The 21,130-nt window shown below is 35.3% G+C and carries 19 protein-coding genes; 7 read left to right on the top strand and 12 right to left on the bottom strand.

Going from position 1 to position 21,130, the window contains the following annotated elements:
• Nucleotides 1-16: 16 nt before the first annotated feature.
• On the bottom strand, nt 17-1,303 hold the full coding sequence (locus MUA88_RS02275) for a DEAD/DEAH box helicase family protein (RefSeq protein WP_262604541.1): 1,287 nt from the start codon (nt 1,301-1,303) through the stop codon (nt 17-19).
• Between the two features lie 112 nt (nt 1,304-1,415).
• Nucleotides 1,416-2,300 (bottom strand): fatty acid kinase binding subunit FakB1, encoded by an 885-nt coding sequence (gene fakB1 / locus MUA88_RS02270; RefSeq protein WP_262604540.1) that lies wholly within the window; start codon nt 2,298-2,300, stop codon nt 1,416-1,418.
• A gap of 364 nt (nt 2,301-2,664) precedes the next feature.
• Between fakB1 and MUA88_RS02265 the strand changes: the two genes are divergently transcribed.
• Together MUA88_RS02265 and MUA88_RS02260 are read left to right on the top strand one after the other, a co-directional pair.
• Nucleotides 2,665-3,306 carry a YigZ family protein gene (locus tag MUA88_RS02265; protein ID WP_262605935.1) on the top strand — a complete coding sequence of 214 codons (642 nt, stop codon included), beginning with the start codon at nt 2,665-2,667 and terminating at the stop codon, nt 3,304-3,306.
• A 301-nt stretch (nt 3,307-3,607) separates the two neighbouring features.
• Nucleotides 3,608-4,816, top strand: a complete 1,209-nt coding sequence (locus MUA88_RS02260) for an IS110 family RNA-guided transposase (protein ID WP_262604648.1) — start codon at nt 3,608-3,610, stop codon at nt 4,814-4,816.
• Nucleotides 4,817-5,248: 432 nt separating this feature from the next.
• Here the strand turns inward: MUA88_RS02260 and pepT are convergent, their stop codons facing one another.
• The 3 genes from pepT to MUA88_RS02245 are packed head-to-tail and all read right to left on the bottom strand — an operon-like array spanning nt 5,249 to nt 7,778.
• Entirely contained in the window at nt 5,249-6,484 is a 1,236-nt protein-coding gene (pepT, locus tag MUA88_RS02255; RefSeq protein ID WP_262604537.1) for a peptidase T, read from the bottom strand.
• A 13-nt stretch (nt 6,485-6,497) separates the two neighbouring features.
• Nucleotides 6,498-7,001 carry a threonine/serine exporter family protein gene (locus MUA88_RS02250; protein WP_262604536.1) on the bottom strand — a complete coding sequence of 168 codons (504 nt, stop codon included), beginning with the start codon at nt 6,999-7,001 and terminating at the stop codon, nt 6,498-6,500.
• Nucleotides 7,002-7,016: 15 nt separating this feature from the next.
• On the bottom strand, nt 7,017-7,778 hold the full coding sequence (locus MUA88_RS02245) for a threonine/serine exporter family protein (protein WP_262604535.1): 762 nt from the start codon (nt 7,776-7,778) through the stop codon (nt 7,017-7,019).
• Nucleotides 7,779-8,211: 433 nt separating this feature from the next.
• Here MUA88_RS02245 and MUA88_RS02240 point away from each other — a divergent pair, with 433 nt between their 5' ends.
• The gene (locus MUA88_RS02240; protein ID WP_262604534.1) at nt 8,212-9,852 is read left to right on the top strand and encodes an NUDIX domain-containing protein; all 1,641 of its coding nucleotides are present in this window, start codon (nt 8,212-8,214) and stop codon (nt 9,850-9,852) included.
• 45 nt (nt 9,853-9,897) lie between these two features.
• Here the strand turns inward: MUA88_RS02240 and gdpS are convergent, their stop codons facing one another.
• On the bottom strand, nt 9,898-10,968 hold the full coding sequence (gene gdpS, locus MUA88_RS02235; protein ID WP_262604533.1) for a GGDEF domain-containing protein GdpS: 1,071 nt from the start codon (nt 10,966-10,968) through the stop codon (nt 9,898-9,900).
• A gap of 286 nt (nt 10,969-11,254) precedes the next feature.
• On the opposite strand from gdpS, the gene MUA88_RS02230 reads away from it, so the two are divergent.
• Nucleotides 11,255-12,295 carry a glycosyltransferase family 4 protein gene (locus tag MUA88_RS02230; RefSeq protein ID WP_262604532.1) on the top strand — a complete coding sequence of 347 codons (1,041 nt, stop codon included), beginning with the start codon at nt 11,255-11,257 and terminating at the stop codon, nt 12,293-12,295.
• Nucleotides 12,296-12,360: 65 nt separating this feature from the next.
• Here MUA88_RS02230 and MUA88_RS02225 read toward each other — a convergent pair whose 3' ends face one another.
• The 3 genes from MUA88_RS02225 to MUA88_RS02215 form a co-directional block, all read right to left on the bottom strand.
• Complete coding sequence (locus MUA88_RS02225; protein WP_262604531.1) at nt 12,361-13,467, bottom strand: glycerate kinase; 1,107 nt, start codon at nt 13,465-13,467, stop codon at nt 12,361-12,363.
• Between the two features lie 113 nt (nt 13,468-13,580).
• Nucleotides 13,581-13,901 carry a bacillithiol system redox-active protein YtxJ gene (gene ytxJ / locus MUA88_RS02220; protein WP_262604530.1) on the bottom strand — a complete coding sequence of 107 codons (321 nt, stop codon included), beginning with the start codon at nt 13,899-13,901 and terminating at the stop codon, nt 13,581-13,583.
• Between the two features lie 236 nt (nt 13,902-14,137).
• Nucleotides 14,138-15,016, bottom strand: coding sequence for an EMYY motif lipoprotein (locus tag MUA88_RS02215; protein WP_262604529.1), 879 nt, complete (start codon nt 15,014-15,016; stop codon nt 14,138-14,140).
• 116 nt (nt 15,017-15,132) lie between these two features.
• On the opposite strand from MUA88_RS02215, the gene MUA88_RS02210 reads away from it, so the two are divergent.
• The 3 genes from MUA88_RS02210 (at nt 15,133) to MUA88_RS02200 (ending at nt 16,990) form a co-directional block, all read left to right on the top strand.
• Nucleotides 15,133-15,648: a GrpB family protein gene (locus MUA88_RS02210; protein ID WP_262605709.1), complete on the top strand. Its 516-nt coding sequence runs from the start codon at nt 15,133-15,135 to the stop codon at nt 15,646-15,648.
• An 83-nt stretch (nt 15,649-15,731) separates the two neighbouring features.
• On the top strand, nt 15,732-16,667 hold the full coding sequence (gene murB / locus MUA88_RS02205; protein WP_481906560.1) for a UDP-N-acetylmuramate dehydrogenase: 936 nt from the start codon (nt 15,732-15,734) through the stop codon (nt 16,665-16,667).
• Nucleotides 16,668-16,672: 5 nt separating this feature from the next.
• Complete coding sequence (locus MUA88_RS02200; protein ID WP_262604526.1) at nt 16,673-16,990, top strand: CHY zinc finger protein; 318 nt, start codon at nt 16,673-16,675, stop codon at nt 16,988-16,990.
• A gap of 63 nt (nt 16,991-17,053) precedes the next feature.
• Here the strand turns inward: MUA88_RS02200 and nrdF are convergent, their stop codons facing one another.
• The 3 genes from nrdF to nrdI all read right to left on the bottom strand — a co-directional run bounded on the left by nrdF (nt 17,054) and on the right by nrdI (nt 20,601).
• Nucleotides 17,054-18,016: a class 1b ribonucleoside-diphosphate reductase subunit beta gene (nrdF, locus tag MUA88_RS02195; protein ID WP_262605934.1), complete on the bottom strand. Its 963-nt coding sequence runs from the start codon at nt 18,014-18,016 to the stop codon at nt 17,054-17,056.
• 118 nt (nt 18,017-18,134) lie between these two features.
• Nucleotides 18,135-20,240, bottom strand: a complete 2,106-nt coding sequence (gene nrdE, locus MUA88_RS02190; RefSeq protein WP_262604525.1) for a class 1b ribonucleoside-diphosphate reductase subunit alpha — start codon at nt 20,238-20,240, stop codon at nt 18,135-18,137.
• Nucleotides 20,203-20,601, bottom strand: coding sequence for a class Ib ribonucleoside-diphosphate reductase assembly flavoprotein NrdI (nrdI, locus tag MUA88_RS02185; RefSeq protein ID WP_262604524.1), 399 nt, complete (start codon nt 20,599-20,601; stop codon nt 20,203-20,205). The genes nrdE and nrdI overlap by 38 nt, the downstream gene beginning before the upstream one ends.
• Nucleotides 20,602-21,130 lie beyond the last annotated feature (529 nt).

Genomic DNA, 21,130 nt, shown 5'->3' with positions numbered 1-21,130 from the left:
CGACAGACAAAACACTTCATATATCAAGCCATCCTCTCTTTGTTGCTAATTGATTCATATATCTAATCTCTTTTCGTGCATGATACATAGCACGTGTGCGACCTTCATGAAAAAATAATACCTCTCCAGTAGGACAAAGTGCTTTACGTCCCACGCGACCTGCAATTTGAATTAATGCCGTCGACAAATAGCGATGGCTTTCCATCACCCATGCATCCAGTGCTTGCATCGTAAACCCTCGTTCTAATATGGTTGTCGTTAACATGATCGTATACTGTCCGTCACGTAATGCCTGTACTTTCTCAAGGCGTTCAGGGTCCTCACTAAATACATAGCACATCTTAGGTACATGTGAACGATATGTTTTATAGAATTGTTGCATCGTATCAATATGGCTAAAAAACAATAAGGTAACACGCTCTTTTGATTGTTGATCATACATTCTCTGAAGTAAATATGGTTGTATTCGATGATAGCGTACTTTAAAATATTTAAATTTGGGAACAACCAGTGGATGTCGGTGAAAACGTGCAGGTAACGTGACAACGTTCTCTTGTTCAACTTCCTTCAATAGCTTTTTAGGTGGTGTTGCAGTCATGTATATGATACTTTTACGGACTTGACTCGCTTGTTGTAGTGCTCTCATCAATGTTTCATCCATCGATAAAGGGAAGGCATCTACTTCATCAACAAAAATAACATCAAAATGACGTTTAAAGCGATACAACTGATGAACGGTAGATACAACAAAATGGCCATCGTATTGTTGGTGACTAGCTTGGTGTAAGACATCAATAGACTCATCGCAAAACGCCTCACATAATCGCTTGCTCACTTCAATCACCACATCTACTCTTGGCGATACAATTGCGACATTATGGCCATGCTGACGCGCATAAGCAATTGCCTCAAAAATCATCTCTGTCTTTCCTGCACCTGTGACTGCATGTAGAAGTAATGTGTCACCATTTTTCACTGCTTTCAATATACTTTTCGATGCATATTTTTGCTGATCTGATAAGGTGAACGCCAATTCATAATGACCATCTGAACTGATATTTCTACTTTCTGTTATCCATACTCGATCTACTGTAGACATCCTTCCCATTTGAATACATTTTCGACAATAAGTAATGATCTGTCCTGTTTTATAATGGGGGTATGTATAAAAGTCATTTGAAGACTGTGTATCACACTGCATGCAACACCATGTACCTTCTACTTTCACAACACCAAATGTTTCTTTTGCGATACGCTCTGTTGTTAACTGCGACTGATCATTGACTAGCTGACCATAAAGCATGCACTGCCCCCTTTCATAGCATTTACACGCTTTATTTATCACAGTTACTTAACATGAAAACTAAAAAAGCTACTAATCCTCTCAAAGAAGTTTAGTAGCTCTTATCATAATCTTATTCTATACCAAATTCATCCATTGAATACGCAACATAGCGATCTGTTACACCAATACCAAATCCACCTAAGCCTAAATGAGATGAAATAACAGGACCAAACTCAGAAAAGACGATATTTTTTTCTGGGTTATTTTCAACCATTTCTTTATACACTCGATGTGATTCTTCCTTGTTGTCTCCACCTATAATCATAATAGTCGGATTATCATATTGGTTGGCAAGTTCTAAAGCTTTGTCTTCAATCATTTTTAGCGCACGTTTTTTCGTACGTACTTTTTCATAAGGGACGATTAATCCATCCTCAAATGTTAAGACAGGTTTCATCTTTAATAAATTACCAATCCAAGCTTGCGCACCCGTAATACGTCCACTTTTGTGTAAGTTCTTCAAATCATCGACAACTAAGTATGCACCTGTTTTATCTCGCATATCTTCTAAGTCAGCCAATATTTCTTGAACATTTTTACCTTCTTCAATGAGGTCAATGGCGCGCAAAGCAAAGGCGCCTTCTGGTAGACATGCAATTTTTGAGTCGAATGGGTAGACATTAATACCTTCCACCATATCTGCTGCTTGAATGGCTGTCTGATATGCGCCACTAATACCACTTGATAAGTGTACGACAATGACATCTGTGTATCCTTCATCTCTATATGCTTCATATGCACGAATCATTTCACCAATTGCTGGTTGACTTGTTGTTGGTATTGAATCTGATTCGGCTAAAATTGAATAAAATTCATCTGCAAAAATTGTTTCATTTTCTTTATGGTTCTGTCCATTTTCTAAAGTAATACTTAAAGGCACCGTACGAATATGATGCTTTTCTAAGATAGATTGAGGTAGATAGCTTGTTGAATCTGTCATCACAGCTATTTTCATCTCATCGTCCTCCTCTATAAGTTAAAACGTGCTTACTTCACGTTCGTTTTTTAAACGAGATACAAACTACAGTGTACTACACTTCATCATGAAATGCCTCTATTAAATTAAATTCATTTACTAAAGTCATCGTTCTTCAGACAAACTCGTTTAGTTGCATTTCTCACATTAATTAATCAACACTTTTATTGGTTATGATCAAATTATCTTCTATTATCATACATGCTTTTAGTTTAAATTTCATGTATTATTTATCATTAAAAAGTTGAAGGCGTTTTCTCTTATTCTACATGCTTCACTATTCTTTCTCTTTCGTTCTATAGTATAATAATAGTTAAGAATTTCTATGTAAAGGATGACACAAATGACACGTTCAGTCGTTACAATCAAAGACGAACATGAGATTGAAAACATCATTAATAAATCTCGATTCATCGCTCATATCGTGCCGGTTGAAACTGAAGAAGATGCAAAAGAATTTATTGCGCGTAAGAAAAAAGAACACCGTGAAGCAACACATAATTGCTCAGCTTATACAGTAGGTGATACCATGCACATTCAAAAAGCGAGTGATGACGGTGAACCAAGTGGGACGGCAGGTGTACCTATGTTAGAAATGTTAAAAAAACATGATGTTCACAATGTCGCTGTAGTAGTTACACGCTATTTTGGTGGTATTAAGCTAGGGACAGGTGGCCTCATTCGTGCTTATGGCGGTGCTGTGCGCGATGTGATACAGGACATTGGACGTATTATTCTACGACCTGCTATCCCAATGCAAGTAACTATTGATTACGATCTCACAGGTAAGTTCGAATATGAGCTACAATCAACTACCTTCTTCTTGCGTGATACGGTATATACAGATAAAGTAACCTATCACATTGATGTCATTGAAGAAGAACGTGATGATTTTATTGCTTTCTTAAACACACATACGCAAGCAAAGTATGAATTGGAAGAATCAGATGTCAAACGCCTGCCATTTGACTATGAGGAAAATTAAAATACGACAGCAAAAAAACATACTAAGATTAGTGGTGAAGAAATCTACGACGGTAGGTAACTTCACTACTTTTTTATTTACTAAAATTTGCCAATAGCGCATTATTTGAGTTTATGGAATAGTAGTAGAGAGAAGTGCTCCGAACAGCTCCGAGGGTCAACGAATCCGTATAAAAAACTGGAGAACTTCACTCTCCTTATTAATTCGATTTTAGTATGTTGGGTCCAGTGAGATCGTGTATGGGAAAGTGAAAAAAATAAGGGTCAGTGAAGTTAAAGCTTCTTAGATAAAAAGAATAGGAGTGATTTATATCGAATATTTTGGTATCGATGTAGGGAAAGGGAAAAGCTTTATTGCACATTATTCAAACGAAACTTTTATAGACGAGTTTGAATTAATTCATAATAAAAGCGGCTTTGAAAATCTATTGAATTATGTAAAACAATATGCAGGGATTTATATCCTTCTTGAATCAACAGGTATATATTCCAAACCGCTAGAAAGATTCTGTAATGAAAATTACATCCCTTACAGTATAGTGAATCCGTTAGAGTCTAAGTTAATGACAAATACACTTAGAACATGGAAAACAGATAAATCAGATGCTCATAAGTTGGCAAATCTTGCGAAGCATTATAATAAGCAACCATCTCAAAATATGATAAAAGATATTCACATCAAAATAAGAGAAGTGACAAGATATTATGAAGAACTTTCTAATCAAATGACATACTTAAAAAGTACATTGATTCAGTTATTAGATATGACCTTTCCAGAACTACAAATTTTATTTAAAGACAGATACTCTAAAATCGCGTTGAGAGTTGCGAAGCTATTTCCACATCCAGATTATGTAGATGTTAATAATGTATCAAAATTGAAAGAGCTAATCGCTAATAGTACTAATAAACGATTGTCAGACAAAAAGGTAAATTCATATGTGGAGAAGTTAGTTTCTTATACGAATGAAAGTTATCCATCAGTACCCGCTGATTCATTCTTCGTAGATAAACTCATCTACACAATTGATGATTTACTTAATTCAATGGAAAGACAATTAGCCATTCAAACTCAACTTATTGACTTAGCTCAAACACTTGATGAATTTAAAATATTAACATCTATTCCAGGTATTGGAGAGTTAACTGCAGCTATGGTAATTGGAGAACTAGGTGATATACGTGCTTTCACTTCTCATAAACAGCTGAATGCTTATATTGGTATTGATATAAAAAGATATCAATCAGGAAAAACACATTACAAAGACAAAATAAATAAGCGAGGAAATAAACGTGCAAGGTCATTATTTTACATCATTGTACAAAACATGTTGAAAGTACAAAGACTATATGCCAACCACATTGTTGATTACTATTATAAATTAAAAGAACAGCCTTATGGAAAAGGCCATAAGACTGCAGTTATTGCTTGTGTGAACAAGCTGTTAAAAACTATTCATCACTTAGTTATTAACAATAAAGAATACGATTATCGAATGTCACCGCACTGATAACCTATCTACCATCATAATAACACATTCCAAAAATTTTTTACTAACATAGGTTTATTTAGTGATGCCTTTTTTAGCACTCACTTAAATAAAGTGCTTGACTAATCGTAGGAATGGAGCTGGGACATAGTGCTCAGCTCCTTCCTTTTGAATGTAGAAATAAGTTTAGTGGCAGTAGGTGTCTGAAGTGAAAATGCGTTTTTGAAAACTTTGTGAGCACTACAAAAATCATAAACATTTATAATGATTTTGTCGTAGTGCCCCTGCAAAGATGATTAGATGTGTGACAAGTTTATTAAGTAAACGTAGTCACATATCAATCAGCTACTGCAAAACTTCTAGTCACCTTTGCCGGGGTGGGACGACGAAATCTTTTATAGTCATAAAGATTTCTGTCCCACTCCCCTTTTTGTATAATCAATGTTTTAATACTTACTTTTCAAATTCTGTTTCTGTCGCTTTTTGTGCGATACCGATAATCACTTGTGTTGCCAATGCCATCACATCAATAGATGCATATTCATATGGGCCATGGAAATTATCACACCCCGTAAAAATATTCGGTGTAGGTAAGCCCATAAATGATAATTGTGAGCCATCTGTACCTCCACGAATCGGTTCTGTGTTCGGTGTAATCTCCAAATCAGCAAATACCGATTTCGCCAATTCAATAATATGTGGATGTGGTAATATTTGCTCTGCCATATTATGATATTGATCATTAATGACAAGCGTTACCGGTTGATAGTGATAACGGGCATTTATGTCTCGTTGAATATGAATCATTTGTTGTTTACGTTTTTCAAATGTTTCACGATTATGGTCTCGGATAATGTATTGCGCTTTTGCTTTTTCAACATTTCCCTCCAATTGCATCAAATGATAAAAACCTTCATATCCTTCTGTATGCTCTGGTACTTCTTCTGCAGGCAGTAATTGGTTGAAGTATGTAGCTAAATTCAATGCATTGACCATTTTATGTTTTGCAGAACCTGGATGAACATTTACCCCTTCAAATGTCACCACCGCTTCAGCAGCATTAAAACTTTCAAATTGTAGCTCACCTAATTGGCTACCATCCATCGTATATGCAAAGTCCGCATCAAAGCGTTCTACGTCAAAACGATGTGGTCCTCTACCAATTTCTTCATCTGGTGTAAAAGCAACACGAATGCGGCCATGTGGCACATCTGGATGCATCATGAAATAACGAAGTGCTTCCATAATTTCCACGACACCAGCTTTGTCATCTGCCCCTAATAATGATGTACCATCTGTTGTCATCAGTGTATATCCTTTTACTTTTTCCATATCAGGGAATACTGCAGGGTCAATAGAACGCCCTGAATCACCTAATTGGATGATATCACCATCGTATGCCTCAATCACTTGAGGATTCACGTTAGCCGCATTGAAATCCGGTGATGTATCAACATGTGCTAAGAAACCAATTGTAGGCACTTCTTTATCAAAATTAGAAGGTAATGTTGCGAAAAGATAACCATATTCATCCATATCTGTCTCTAACCCCATTGTCTTAAGTTCTTCTTCTAATAAACGCAATAGGTCCCATTGCTGTAGTGTAGAAGGTGTCGTCTCACTTTGAGGGTCTGACTGTGTATTAATTGTGACATAACGCGTTAATCTTTCTATAATTGCATCTTTCATCCTCATCCACTCCTTATATGCGGTTATTCATATGATAACCTTTGCGATATGTTTTGCCTTTAAGTTTACCATAACCTTGTTTTATCCGCGTATAAATGTAGTAAAAAATCTCGGCACATAAAATACCAAATGCAATGGCGCCTGCGTTCAGTGTCACTTCCAAGAACTGGTTGACTGCTGCTGTATATGAGTTCGTTACTAACAAACGTGTCGCTTCATAAGCTGCTCCCCCAGGTACAAGCGGGATAATGCCTGGCACAATAAAGATAATAACTGGACGTTTATAATGACGACTCATCGTATGACTCATAATACCTAAAATAAAACTTCCGAAAAAGGCAGCCATGATCGTACCGTAATTCAAATCAAGCGTAAATTTATAAATAATCCAACCCGTAGCACCTACAAAACCAGATGCAACTAACAAACGTTTAGGTGCATTAAATAGGATAGAAAATAGCATCGTTGAAATAAAACTAATTAAATACTGTGCAACATAATATAATACCGTCGTCAATGTAGCCCCCCCTTTCTAAAAAATAAGTAATACAATCGCAACACCCGCACCAATAGCAAATGCTGTCAGGGCTGCTTCTACGCCACGTGACATACCTGCCAATAATTCACCCGCCATCAAGTCACGTATGGCATTTGTAATGAGAATACCTGGTACGAGCGGCATCACGCCGGCAATCGTAATAATATCTTGATTAATGGCCCAGCCTATTTTTGTGAAGAATGCCGCGATGACAATCACTACTGTTGAACTAATAAACTCTGAAAAGAACTTAATTTGGATAAATCGTTGTACAATGTCGAATGTCAAAAATGCCCCTGCTCCTGCGAGTACCGCAAATGGGAAGTCATGACGAACGCCACCAAACATAAACATGAAAAATCCTGATGCAATGGCTGCTGATAGAAACTTCACAACAAATGAATATTGTAATGACGCTTGTTCTAAGTGAATCAATTCTGATTTTGCCTCATCTAATGATAATTCATTACGTGAAATTTTACGTGAGACATTGTTAGCAATTGCTATTTTCTCCAAATCAGTTGTTCTGTCACGCACACGAACGAGTCGTGTATTCGTACGGTCATTCAGTGAAAAAATAATTGCTGTTGATGTTACGAAAGAATATGTATCTTCTAGTCCAAAACTCGCAGCAATACGTCCCATTGTATCTTCTACACGGTACGTTTCAGCACCACTTTCCAACAGCACTTTTCCTGCGAGTAAAACAACATCTATGACTTTATTTTCATCTATAATCGTCAATGCTTCGGGCATGGAATATCCTCCTTTTGTTTCATACGTCAAATCAATTGTCAGTCTACCTTGTAATAGCGGGTGTTGCAATACAAAAAGACAAATCAACAAAACTTTTTAACAAGTTACTTAAAGATTAAAAGAAATGATTTACACTTTTCACGAATCGTCTTGAAAGAACAAAGGTATAGCTCAAATATTATAGCAGTATTGGACATTCTACTGAAAAATATTTAGCAGTTACAAGTGTTAGAATTTCTATAGCATCTCCCACCTTGTCTCCTTCTATGACAATTATTTTCTTTTTATTAACTACCCTTTTTATTAATAGTTAACTATCATTAATCATATTTTATAAGTATTAATCATGTATGTGTAATAAGTTATTTTAAAAATATTTTGATAAACTTTGAGATTATTAATATAATACCTTTCACAAAAGGGGGATGCATTTATGAATATCATTATATTTGGGTTTAGTCAGTATACGCATGATTTATACTGGTCATATTTAAATGACAAAACAAAGTTTAATAAAATAGTCATTGTAGATTTACAATCATCAAAAGATGAAATAGTAACATTGACCGCTCATAGTAACGTTACTTGCGATACATATTTTTTGGATGATGACATAAAACATATGCGTCAGCTACCATCAGACGTCTATCAAACATTGCAAAATATTGTTACAAATGAGCACATCACACATGCCATCATTGCCACTGAGCCACGCAGTCATGATATCTATATTGACTTTTGCTTAAATATGAATCTCCATATTTTATGTGATACACCACTCACTTTACCGATGTATACGAATACGCCAGTAGGTGCCTCATCTATCATTGAAAACTATGAAAAAATCATTAAAAAATGGCAATCACAAACAGATACCTTATTTGAATTATCTTCACTGGAACGTGCACATAAGGGGTATCAATATGTATATGAAATAATTGAAAATATTGTCAAAACATACCAGGTACCCATTCATAAAATTCATGTTTCTTCCACGAAAAATAATCTAGTAAATCCGAATGATATGATTTTACAAGAGTCTCAACCATACAAATATGGCTATGGTCATCTAATGCACGAAGGACACCACTTAATTGATTTACTCACTTTCTTTGCGAATATTAACAAAAAATACGGTTTTATAGAAAGACGAAAAGCGTATCGTGTATCAGATTATCGACCAAACGATTTCTATCGTTATTATGGCAAACTACTTAATCAATCAATTCATGGTTTATCCAATGATAAAATATATGATAATCTCAATATTCTTAAATATTTTGGAGAATTTGAATTGCATACAGCCATTGACTATATGGATGAATCAGAACATAAAATCATGACAGGAACGATTGATTTATCACATTCAAGTCACACGCAAGAAATAATAGAGATAAGTATCGGTCCATTAATCACTGTTAAAATAATCAATGATACAGACCATCATTATTTTGATATTCATATCTATAGAAATTCTCAGTTTATTGATGGCAAACCTTTCGAGATCATTAAGCTAGAGCAGACACAGGATCATTTTCTTACTCAAACGACTCATTTTGATTTACTTGATGACTTTTTCCTTTATAAACAGTCCCACACAAATATTCTTGATCATCAAGAAGAGATAGAAATACTCACGCATATTCATCAAGAAATGGCACAAAAGTTAGATATGTCACAATTTCGGTTTGCTGTAGAACTCATCATTGAACATAATGGTAAAATTTTAGTTTGTAGACGTCGTCCTGATGTAAAAATTGCACCTGGCGTGTGGAATGTCCCCGCAGGTAAAGTGCAATACAACGAAAGCATGGACGCCGCCATTATCCGTGAAGCCAAAGAAGAAACAAACTTGGATATTTCAGATTTCAGCTGTCTCGGTTATCAATTTATCAATAAAGCACATCAGCGTTGCGTTTACACATATCACGTCCACGTTGATGATATTTCAAACCTCATTATTGATACCGGCGAATTTGATCAATATGACTGGATCGACGCATCAAATGTAGATAATTATGATTCTTTAAATCCTCATATTAGAGATGCTATTATTCAATTGACGCATGTATAACGTAAAAGACCTCAAAATCCATCTCGAATTTTGAGGTCTTTCTTCTTATTGTATTTTAATAATTGGGTTGAACATCACTTTATTGCGGCCTTCATTTTTGGCAACATGCAACATATCATCGGCATCTTTAAAAACTTTGCGCTGTGATTTGTAAACATCATCAGTGAGATAACCGACACCAATCGATACAGATAATTTAATCACTGTTTTATCTGGTAAATGAAAACTCGATTTCTCAACAGCAACACGAATACTTTCTGCTAGCTTTACACATTCGTCTAATGAACAGTCACGTAATACAATTGAAAATTCTTCTCCACCGTTACGGAAAATTTTCGTATCTTTAGGCACATAATTTTCCAATAAATGTGCCATTTGTTTAAGAACAGCATCTCCCGCTTTATGAGTGTGTGCATCATTGACATCTTTGAATCCATCAATATCAATCAACAGCAAGCCTAAACTTTGATTAAGTTGTTGCGCTTCGTTTGATATGGCATTCAAGTGTCTATCAAATTCTTTTACATTACCTAACCCTGTTAAATAATCTATCTTATCTTCATTTTCATAGCGTTCTATTAAACGGAAAAATCGATGTACATCCATATAAAAGAATGCAGTCACCAAAGTCGTCACAATTGAAAGTGGCAGTAAATAAAGTACCGCTTCTGTATCATAATGAGGTGCGAACCATGCGATTGCTAACAAAATAAGAATACTCATGACATTTAAAATTTGAATGGCGATAATATGGTTATATTTGATAAATGGTCCAATCGTACTTGCAACCCCTGCGATAATAATCAGTGCAATTGCAAACACAAGGGGCATGGCCAGTACAAAATACCCGACAAGTGCGATGATTACTGCTGACACAAACGTATAAAATCCATTTGTATATCGCCCCAAGAAGAGTATTGGTACAAAGGACAATTGAATCGCATAACCAGCAATCGGTACTGGATAAAATGTGAGTAGTAATCCAACAATTGTCATTAAAACTGTCATGTAACTTTTTGAAAAACGAAAATCATGTGATTCTGCATATTGCAAACGATGGAATACGTAAATACCGGCAATCGTCACCGAAATATTATAAATAATTGCTTCTATCATAAGCGTCGTCTCCTTTGTATCAACATCTATTGTATTGGAAAAGTCAACTTTTGTCATCAGCAACGTTCACAAAACCTTTTACAGAAATAGTATAATTTAGAGATTTAATAGGTTAACATGTGATAAGATAATTAAAGCTAGAATTTAAGTGCGAACTTTAGCAAAGGTATAAAACATATACATATATCATACTCTTTTTACATTTTTTGCCTTTGACTTAATACATAATAGTAAGTAGATATTAAAACATTTTTAAAGTAATTATTTTAGTTATGAGGGTGACCTGATGTATACATTAACACTCATTACAGTCTCTATGATTGTCAGTTTGATCATAACACCCGTTGTGATCGCAGTGTCGAAAAAATTAGATATTGTTGATAAACCAAATTTTCGAAAAGTACATACTAAGCCGATATCAATGATGGGTGGCGCTGTCATACTTATCTCATTTTTTATTGGGGTTTGGTTAGGTCATCCAATTGAGCGAGAAACTAAGCCACTATTGCTCGGTGCCATTGTTATTTATCTCGTTGGTTTAATCGATGACTTATATGATATTAAACCGATATTTAAGTTACTCGGACAAATTGTAGCCGCTTCGATTGTTGTTATGTATGGCGTCACAATTGACTTTATTTCTTTGCCAATAGGACCAACGATTTACTTTGGCTGGTTCAGTATTCCATTTACGATCATATGGTTTGTGGCAATTATTAATGCCATTAACTTAATTGATGGTTTAGACGGTCTTGCCGCCGGGATTTCAACAATTGCCTACATTACTATTGCGTTTATCGCAATATTACAAGGCAATATTTTTATCATTATGATCTGTAGCGTACAGATTGGGGCATTATTAGGTTTTCTCGTCTTCAACTTTCATCCAGCTAAAATTTTCCTAGGGGATAATGGGGCATTATTGCTTGGTTTTATTATTGGCTTTGTATCCCTTCTAGGATTTAAAAATATTACATTGATTTCATTATTTTTCCCGGTAGTAATCCTAGCAGTACCATTTATTGATACATTATTTGCGATGATACGCCGTGTAAAAAAAGGACAGCGTATCATGCAAGCAGATAAATCTCACTTGCATCATAAAATACTAGAATTAGGATACACACACCGTCAAACTGTCATCTTAATTTATGCTATCGCAATATTATTCAGTGTCGTAAGCGTTATTCTCTATTTATCACAACCGTGGGGTGTTTTCTTAATGCTCATCCTGATTATTATTACGATTGAATTAATTGTAGAGTTTACAGGACTTATAGATGATAATTATCGTCCGCTCCTTAACATGATTACTAAACGACATTAATTTAAAATAGCCATATTTCCAAAGGATGCTTATTCACCTTGGAAATATGGCTTATTTTTATCATCTTAACGCTTAAGTAGTTTAATGGCTTGGATCACATAATTACGTAATTGGATACCTAACTTAAAATCTGGAAAGGTCTTAGGCATTTCAATGAATGTATTAAACATGCCTGTTACACCTAATGATTCAAATCGCGCAAACTTATCAGATGTACCACAAATTGCAATACTTGTTTTATCATATTGTTGCGCAAGCTCTGCAATGCGTAATGAAGATGTCTCAATTAATTGATCTTGTTCGTTCACACCTTCACCAAAAATGATTAAATCCGCTTGTTGAATTAATTGATCCAATCCCATAATCTGATCTACTAATACATGGCTCGTTACAATTTCAGCACCTAATAATGCTTTTGAAACAGCTGCTATACCGCCACCAGCACCACCACGTTCTACAGGACCTAATACAATGCGTAAGTTATTTTTGAATAATTCACTGTAATACCATAACAAATTATCTATCTCAACCGCTTCATCATGTGTCATACCCACTTCTTCAAAGCGCTGAGAAATTTCACTTTTCTTGCCATATAAATGGCTTTCAAAGTCACTCAAAATTTGAATACGTGCATCGTAAATATCATCACGTAATTCTGAAACATCAATGCGACGAATATACTTAATCTGGCTTGCTCCTTGTCGCATATCTACTTGGTCACCTTCATCATTATAGAAGCGAACACCTAATGCTTGAAGCATCCCAGCGCCACCATCAAGAACTTGTGTTCCACCGACCGAGATAGCCACATGCTTCATTCCTTGATCAAGTGCATGATTTAATACTTCTCCTAATCCAAAGCTTGTCTGTTGAATTGGTTTTACATCTGCTGTTAAAAATTGGCTTGCCTCTATAACTGTCAATCCTGATTCTATTTGACCATATGATGCTGTTATCGGACGCATTTGTGCATCATGAATATCTATCTGGTATTGTGTTCCTGAATGCCACAATAATGTTGCTTCTAACAACTCATGACGTCCGTTGAATAATGGTACTTGGACAATGTCAGCATTTTCAATCTGACTTGCGACTGCTTCTTCAACAAAACGATTCGCATCATAGCTTGAAAGAATACCTTGATAAGCATCCATTGCTACTAGTACTTTCATCTCGTCACCTCATTCATTCAATCATTCCCTCATTTTACCATAAAATGCGATAAAAAAAGAACGCGTAACCACTCCAACATTGATAGTAGAGCCTTATCACGTTCTTTCGTTTCCTATCCTTCTGCTTCTGCTAATGCAGATACATTAATATTTTGATGGCTATCATGCCACACGACGTCTCCATCTACAAAATAAAGGGCTTGTGGCGTTTCGTGCTTAATGCCTGTTTTCTCTTCGATGTAGTTAGACAACTCTCTATCTTGTTGTACGACAAGATAGTAACCATCCATATCACGTTCATACAAGAACTTATTAAATTGATCTAATGCACTTTCTGAAATTGGACAAGTATTACTGTGCTTTAAAACAAAGATATCATGGTTGTCTTTAATTACTTGTTCGAATTGCTCTATCGAAGTCAGCTTAATTGCCATGTTATTTTTCACCTCTAAGTAAAATTTCATTTCGTCTCTTTGGCAAACTTTCCATCTTACTTTCTTTTCGTAACGTTTACCATTATACACATTATGATGTCTGTTGTTAACCTCTAAATTATCATCACATGATTCACATTATTGAAATCGCACACTCAAGCATCCCCTATCATCACCTTCAAATAGGGCCCGTTTGTCTTTCCTTTACCTTTAACCATACCCGTTTAAACAATGATTCAATCACTGAGCTTTTTGTAAGCATCTCGAGACGCATCATTATAATGGCTAAGGTCTTTAGATGTCAATGGTAACGTATTAACATCTATCTGTTTTAATGATTCGCTATATTCAATTGCCTTTACGCGTTCTTCATAATAACGTTCAAGATTATGATACATCTCAATCGCATTTTGTCGCGCTTGACTCACAGCTTGATTATGTAATTGCTTTTGATTCAATGTACGTATTTGTTTTTGAATAAGTGGGATTGTTTGATTCTTAAAAACATCTGCTTCATTTTTCTCAGTCACTGCTTCAACACTCTTTTTAATATCATCATTATTTTTTTGAAGCAATTCTTCTAAGTCTGTAACCTCTTTTACTCCTTTTTCAGATGTTTGTGCTTCTGCAATCAACGCTTCAACTTGTGCTCGATGCGATTCAAAAGACTGCGTATAATTTAAAATATTTTCATTCGTCTCCAATGATGCAATATATTGAGTAATGAATTGCTCAAGGCGCTCTATTTCTCGCTCTTTGCCTTGGACACTTTTTAAATATGCCTGTTTAACAGATTTTAAATCTTTATTTGTGTCAGGAAGTGCATTTACTTCTTTTTGGTATGCTTTAAATTTAGGCTTAAGTTGTTCTTGTATCTTTTTCTCCACACCTTGGAGTTTCTCTTTATGGCTATCTGTTACATCATCTTCTACCCATTTTTTCATCTTATCAAGTGCCATACGATTTAAGGTTTCATTAAAAACCTTCTCTTCCTTTTCAACATGTGCCAATTGCGCATCAAACTCTTCTTTTTCACGCTGTGTCTGTCCAGCACAACCTGTCAAAACAAATATACTGATCAAACAAAAAAATAACACCTTTTTTACATGACTCACGTTATCACCTCTTAACAGTTCGTATTATACCGAAACATATTTAACTTGAAAATGATATATGTTATAGTAATGCAGAATTATAGCATTATATGTACAGAAGCAACGAGGAGGCCTCCATGTATCCATATGTTCAACCTTTCGTAACCCATTTACCGAAAGATCACACTGCACAACAATACGATAACTATCGTACTTTATTATTTGAACTGTTAGATTCTCCAATCAAATCAACGCAGCACATTGGAGGAACTAAGCATTTCAATTATCCAACAGAACCCATCCTTGATATTTTAGTCGGTGTAGATAACCTACACGACATTACATCATTAGATGAAAAGCGATTAAACTATGCAGGATTTTATCGATTGCATCACACCTATCACAAGAAAGTCATGATGGCGCGCTTTCATAACTTATCAGATTTAAAACAACAAGTCCGCCTACATATCATACAGCGCAACACACCATTATTCGATGAGTATATTGCGATTGATCAATTACTAACCGAGTCTCCTGAAGCAATCAACTATTTTAAAGAGCAAAAACAAAGATTATTCTCTGAAAGTCAAAAAATTAGAGATTATGAACAAGATAAGCAATCATTATTTGCACAGCTTCGTTCAATGTTATAGTGACTTGATGAGTTGATACATGACTTTGAAGGATAAGAACAGTTAAAATAGAAGTAATGATAATAGAAAGGATGTTACAAAGAATGAATTCGAACATCTTGCAAGACCTTAAAAAAATTGTCCCAGAAGACATTATTAAAGTAAATGAACCCCTAAAAAAATATACGTATACAGAAACAGGTGGTATTGCTGATTTTTATATTTCACCTAAACAATATGAAGATGTACAACAAGTTGTGAAATATGCTTATACACATGAAATTCCTGTGACTTACTTAGGAAATGGATCAAATATTATTATTCGCGATGGCGGTATTCGTGGTATTGTATTGAGCTTGTTAGAACTCAACCATATTCAAGCATCTGATGCAAATATCATTGCTGGTAGTGGTGCAGCCATTATCGATGTATCTCGAAAAGCACGTGACTTATCTTTAACTGGCCTTGAGTTTGCATGTGGAATTCCTGGTTCAGTCGGCGGTGCCGTTTATATGAATGCAGGCGCATATGGAGGAGAAATTAAAGATGTCATTGATTATGCGCGCGTCATTAATGAAAAAGGTGAAATGCTGCAACTGACACATAATGAACTTGCATTAGATTATCGCAACAGTATTATTCAAAGTGAGCATTATGTTGTATTAGAAGCTGCTTTTACACTCACTCCTGGAAAACAAGAGGAGATTCAAGAAGTCATGGATGATCTTACAGAACGACGCGAATCAAAACAACCACTCGAATATCCTTCATGTGGTAGTGTTTTCCGTCGCCCACCAGGACATTTTGCAGGTAAGTTAATTCAAGATGCAGAACTACAAGGACATCGTGTGGGTGGTGTTGAAGTTTCAAAAAAACATGCTGGCTTTATGGTGAATGTTGACCATGGGACTGCAACAGATTATGAAAACCTAATCAAACATGTTCAACAAGTTGTCAAAGAAAAGTTTGATGTCAAACTTGAGCGTGAAGTTCGTATTATTGGTGAATCTCTCGATGATGATTCAACACTTAAAGGATAATGACGATGGTACACGTATATGGTGCAACAATAGATCATCAAACACGTTGTAAACATTATCATACGGATGTTGATATTATTGCGATTAAGTTCAAATGTTGTAACAAATACTACCCGTGCATCCATTGTCATGAAGAAGACGAAACACATCCTGTTGAACCATGGCCTTCAGATACTTTTGAGCATACAAAAGCGATTCTCTGTGGTGTTTGCCAACACGAAATGACCATTCGTAGTTATATGGATCATACACATTGTCCAAATTGCCATGCCTTGTTCAATAGTCGATGCCAGTTTCATTATCATCACTACTTTGAAATTTAATAGCAAAAGAAGCGGTACGCACTTTGTAACTTGTGCGTACCGCTTCTTTTATCGACTATTTATTTAAAATAAAAAGTCTTCATCACGCAATGCCTCAACATTTAAGGCAAGTGTGTAACCATCACCTTTTACAGAGAAGAAGTCATGGTTTTTCGTTGTTGTATCCAATGCGTTTTCAATAATCGGATTGAACTCACACTCTTCGAAATAAGGTTCAAATCCTAAGTTTGATAATGCTTTATTACCGTTATAACGAACGTAGTTTAAAACATCTTCTGTTAAACCGATTGGATCATACAAACTATGTGTATATGATTCTTCATTGGCATATAGTTCTTCTAACATCTTGTACATTTCACGATCTGCTTGTTGTTTTTCGCTCTCTGATAATTCATTACGTAAACTTTGCGCATCTAATCCTGTAAAAACACCATGGATAGACTCATCTAATAAGATTTTACGGATAATCTCACCTGATGTTGTCATACGACCTTGTCCCGCTAAATACAGTGGGTAATAAAAACCAGAATAGAATAAGAATGTTTCTAAGAAGACACTTGAAACACGTGCCATGTATTGATCATAAATAGATGCTTCTTTTTTCCATAATTTATGATAATTACCAACAATTTTTTCAGATTTAAATTTCAAATGTGGTTCTTCTAACACCCATTTATCTAATAATTCATTCGTTTCTTTAGAAGGTAATAATGTCGTAAAGATATGTGAGTAACTTTTCGCATGAATTTGCTCCATCATTCCCATGAATGAATACACAGCTTTTTTTCGTAAATCTTTCGTATGCATCATAATTAACGGCATGCCATCATCAGCTTGGTGCGTATCTAACCCTGTTAAGCCTGCCAATGCCTTTTTAAATGCATCTTGCTCTGCTTCCGTTAAAGTTTTCCAGCTTGCGATATCTTTAGAAACCTTAAATTCTGTTTCCACCCACATCTGTGCAATATTTTGGCGCCAAAACATATTCGTCATGTCTTCTTGTGTATTCCAGTTAACAGCAATCATTGACATAAAATCTCCTATCTATCATTTTTCCTATATCAGTAGCAAGTGATATCGTGTATATGAAGGTCTTTATTCCTTCAAACACGACAATCATTCACTGTTTATCACTTTATCCGTTCTATATTGCACAACTTGTACATTCTTCAACGCTTAATAATTTATTGCGCGTATAATAGAGTGATTTAAGCCCTTTATGATGTGCATATACATAGAGACGTGCCAATTCTCGTGTTGAAATATCTGAGTTAACATATAAAATCGTTGAGATACCTTGGTCAATATGTGTTTGAATTGTTGCGATTAAGTCGATTAACTTCATTTGATCTGTGTTAAATGCTGACTTATAGTACCACATTGTTTGTGGTGACAAGAATGGCATTGGATAGAATGTCTCAGCATTTCCATACGTACGGCGTTCAATTTGATCAACGATTGGCATGACTGAGCTTGTTGCGTTTTGCACATATGAAATACTTTGTGTTGGTGCAATCGCTAAACGATAGGCATGGTAAAGACCATATTTTTTTACATCTGCTTCCAATGCACGCCAATCTTCTTGTGTTGGCACGTGATGTGGTTCAAACAATGTCTTCACTTTATCATACTGTGGTAAGAAGTCTTGTGTTGTGTAGCGTTCAAAATAACGACCACTCGCATAGTCAGATTGTTCAAATCCTTTGAATGCTTCACCACGTTCTTTCGCAATTTGCATTGAGCGTTCAATTGAATAATAGTTCATCATCATAAAGAACACATTCGCAAAATCTTTTGCTTCTTCAGACTCATAGTTGATTTGGTTTTTCGCTAAATAACCATGTAAGTTCATGACACCAAGTCCTACTGAATGTAGCTCGCTATTCGCTTTTTTTACACCTGGTGCATTTTGAATATTCGCTTCATCACTTACAACTGTTAATGCATCCATACCTGTATGAACAGAATCACTAAATTTATCAGACTCCATCACATTTACAATATTCAATGAACCTAAGTTACATGAAATATCACGTTTAATTTCATCTTCAATACCATAATCATTAATAATTGATGTTTCTTGAAGTTGGAAAATTTCTGTACATAAATTACTCATTTTAATTTGGCCAATATTACTGTTCGCATGTACACGGTTTGCATTATCTTTAAACATCAAATATGGATAACCTGATTGCAATTGTGTTTGTGCAATCATATTCAGCATTTCACGTGCATCTTTGCTTTTCTTCATAATATTTGGGTTCTCAACAAGACGATCATAGTATTCATCGATGTTGATATCATCTAATGTAATACCATATTCTTGTTCAACTGTATGCGGTGCAAACATATAGAAATCTTTGCCCTCTTTCGCTAAGTCAAAAAACTTAGAAGGCACAATTAATCCAGTTGAAATAGTAGATAAACGTAAGTCTTCATCCGCATTTACCTTTTTCGTATCTAAAAATTCTTCCACATCATAATGGAAAATATTTAAATAAACAGCACCTGCACCTGGGCGTTGGCCAAGTTGGTCAGCATAGCTAAAGCCACCTTCAAGTGATTTTGCAACGGGTAATACACCTTTTGCCACACCTTTGATACCTTTGATTGCTTCGCCACGCGCACGTAACTTAGATAAGTTGATCGCTACACCGCCACCAATTTTACTTAATTGTTTTGCTGTAGAATCAATAAAGTTGATAGAATTCAAGCTATCATCGACTTCTAATAAGAAACATGACACTAATTCACCGCGTCTTGCACGTCCAGCATTTAAGAATGTCGGAGTGGCTGGTTGATAACGTTGTTCAATCATCGCTTGAACAAAACGTTTCGCTAATGCCACATCACCTTTCGCTAAGTAAAGCGATACGATTGTAACGTGTTGGTGGTAATTTTCTAGATATTGTGATTTATCATTTGTTTTTAAAGCGTAATCTTTGAAAAACTTACTTGCTGACATATAACTGGCAAATTTAAACGACAATGCATTCGCAAAGTCGATGATGTCTTGTAATTGTGCCTCTGTATAATCATTAAATACATTGTAATAGAACTGATTTGCAACTAAGAAATGAAGGCGGGCAAGTTCGCTATCAAAGTGGACTGTTTTATCATGAATCTCTTCTAAATAGACATTTAAGGCTTCTTGGTCTTTTTCCAAGTTAAAGAAGCCGTTCTCGTTTCTTTTCGTTACTTCATTATTTAACTCAATATGATTGTAGTGCTTCTCTTCCATAGCTTTCATCAAAATTAACCACCTTCTCTTTAAACTCAATAGTATCTTTTAAAGTACCATGCAATTCAAACTTCATCAGCAAAGGAACCTGATATGTTTCTGAAATAGTCACGCCCGCTTTAGCAAAGTTATTGCCCCAATTTCGATTACCACTGCCAGCAACACCTCTCAGCATGCTATGGTTTTCTTTTAAAAATTGGTCAACAGGTGCTGGCACTTCTCCAAAACCAATTGTCCCTGTAACTAAAATAAATGGCTCTGAAACTTTCTCAGAGGCATTTTCTTCTGTAATTTCATACAAATTATTTAATTCTGTACGCTTGAGAAATCGTCTCACATTCCCTGTAAAAGAATAATAAACAATTTTCATAAAACGACCGCCTTTCACACTCTATCACTAAACAGTGAGATTGGGACAAAATCTTGCTGTTGGAACACCGTTTGAAACGAGGTTGTGAGAGAAGGCTTAGAAATTGCACAGAATTCGATCAATGCATAAAATCGCTTTTTGATTTTATCGAACCGCGAAATTCTGTCGAAAATTCTGCTTCTCAAACAATGACAATCGGTTTCCCAGAGCACGAACTTATCATGTCTCAAACCCATTCGATATAAAGAATGAAGTGGTTATGATATCTCCCGAAAACAGAACGTATATTCTGTATTTATTTAAAAATATATGTAGACAAGATTCATATTAAGTTGCAGAATCACGGAGTATTAGATACTCTTTCTAGCATCTTAAATCACGTACATGCATCCTGTCTTATATAAGTTAACTAACTAAGATGCATATATTGTATTCAAACAGTGCAAAACACAATATATAGTGTGTATTTCGTAATATGAATACAACATTCTGTGCTTTATTATACCTAAGACCACATTTAAAAGAAAGA

It is taken from the genome of Staphylococcus sp. IVB6240 (assembly GCF_025558425.1).
Lineage (GTDB): Bacteria > Bacillota > Bacilli > Staphylococcales > Staphylococcaceae > Staphylococcus.
The sequence above is the reverse complement of the archived record's forward strand: the minus strand, read 5'-3'. Positions and strand labels throughout refer to the sequence as shown.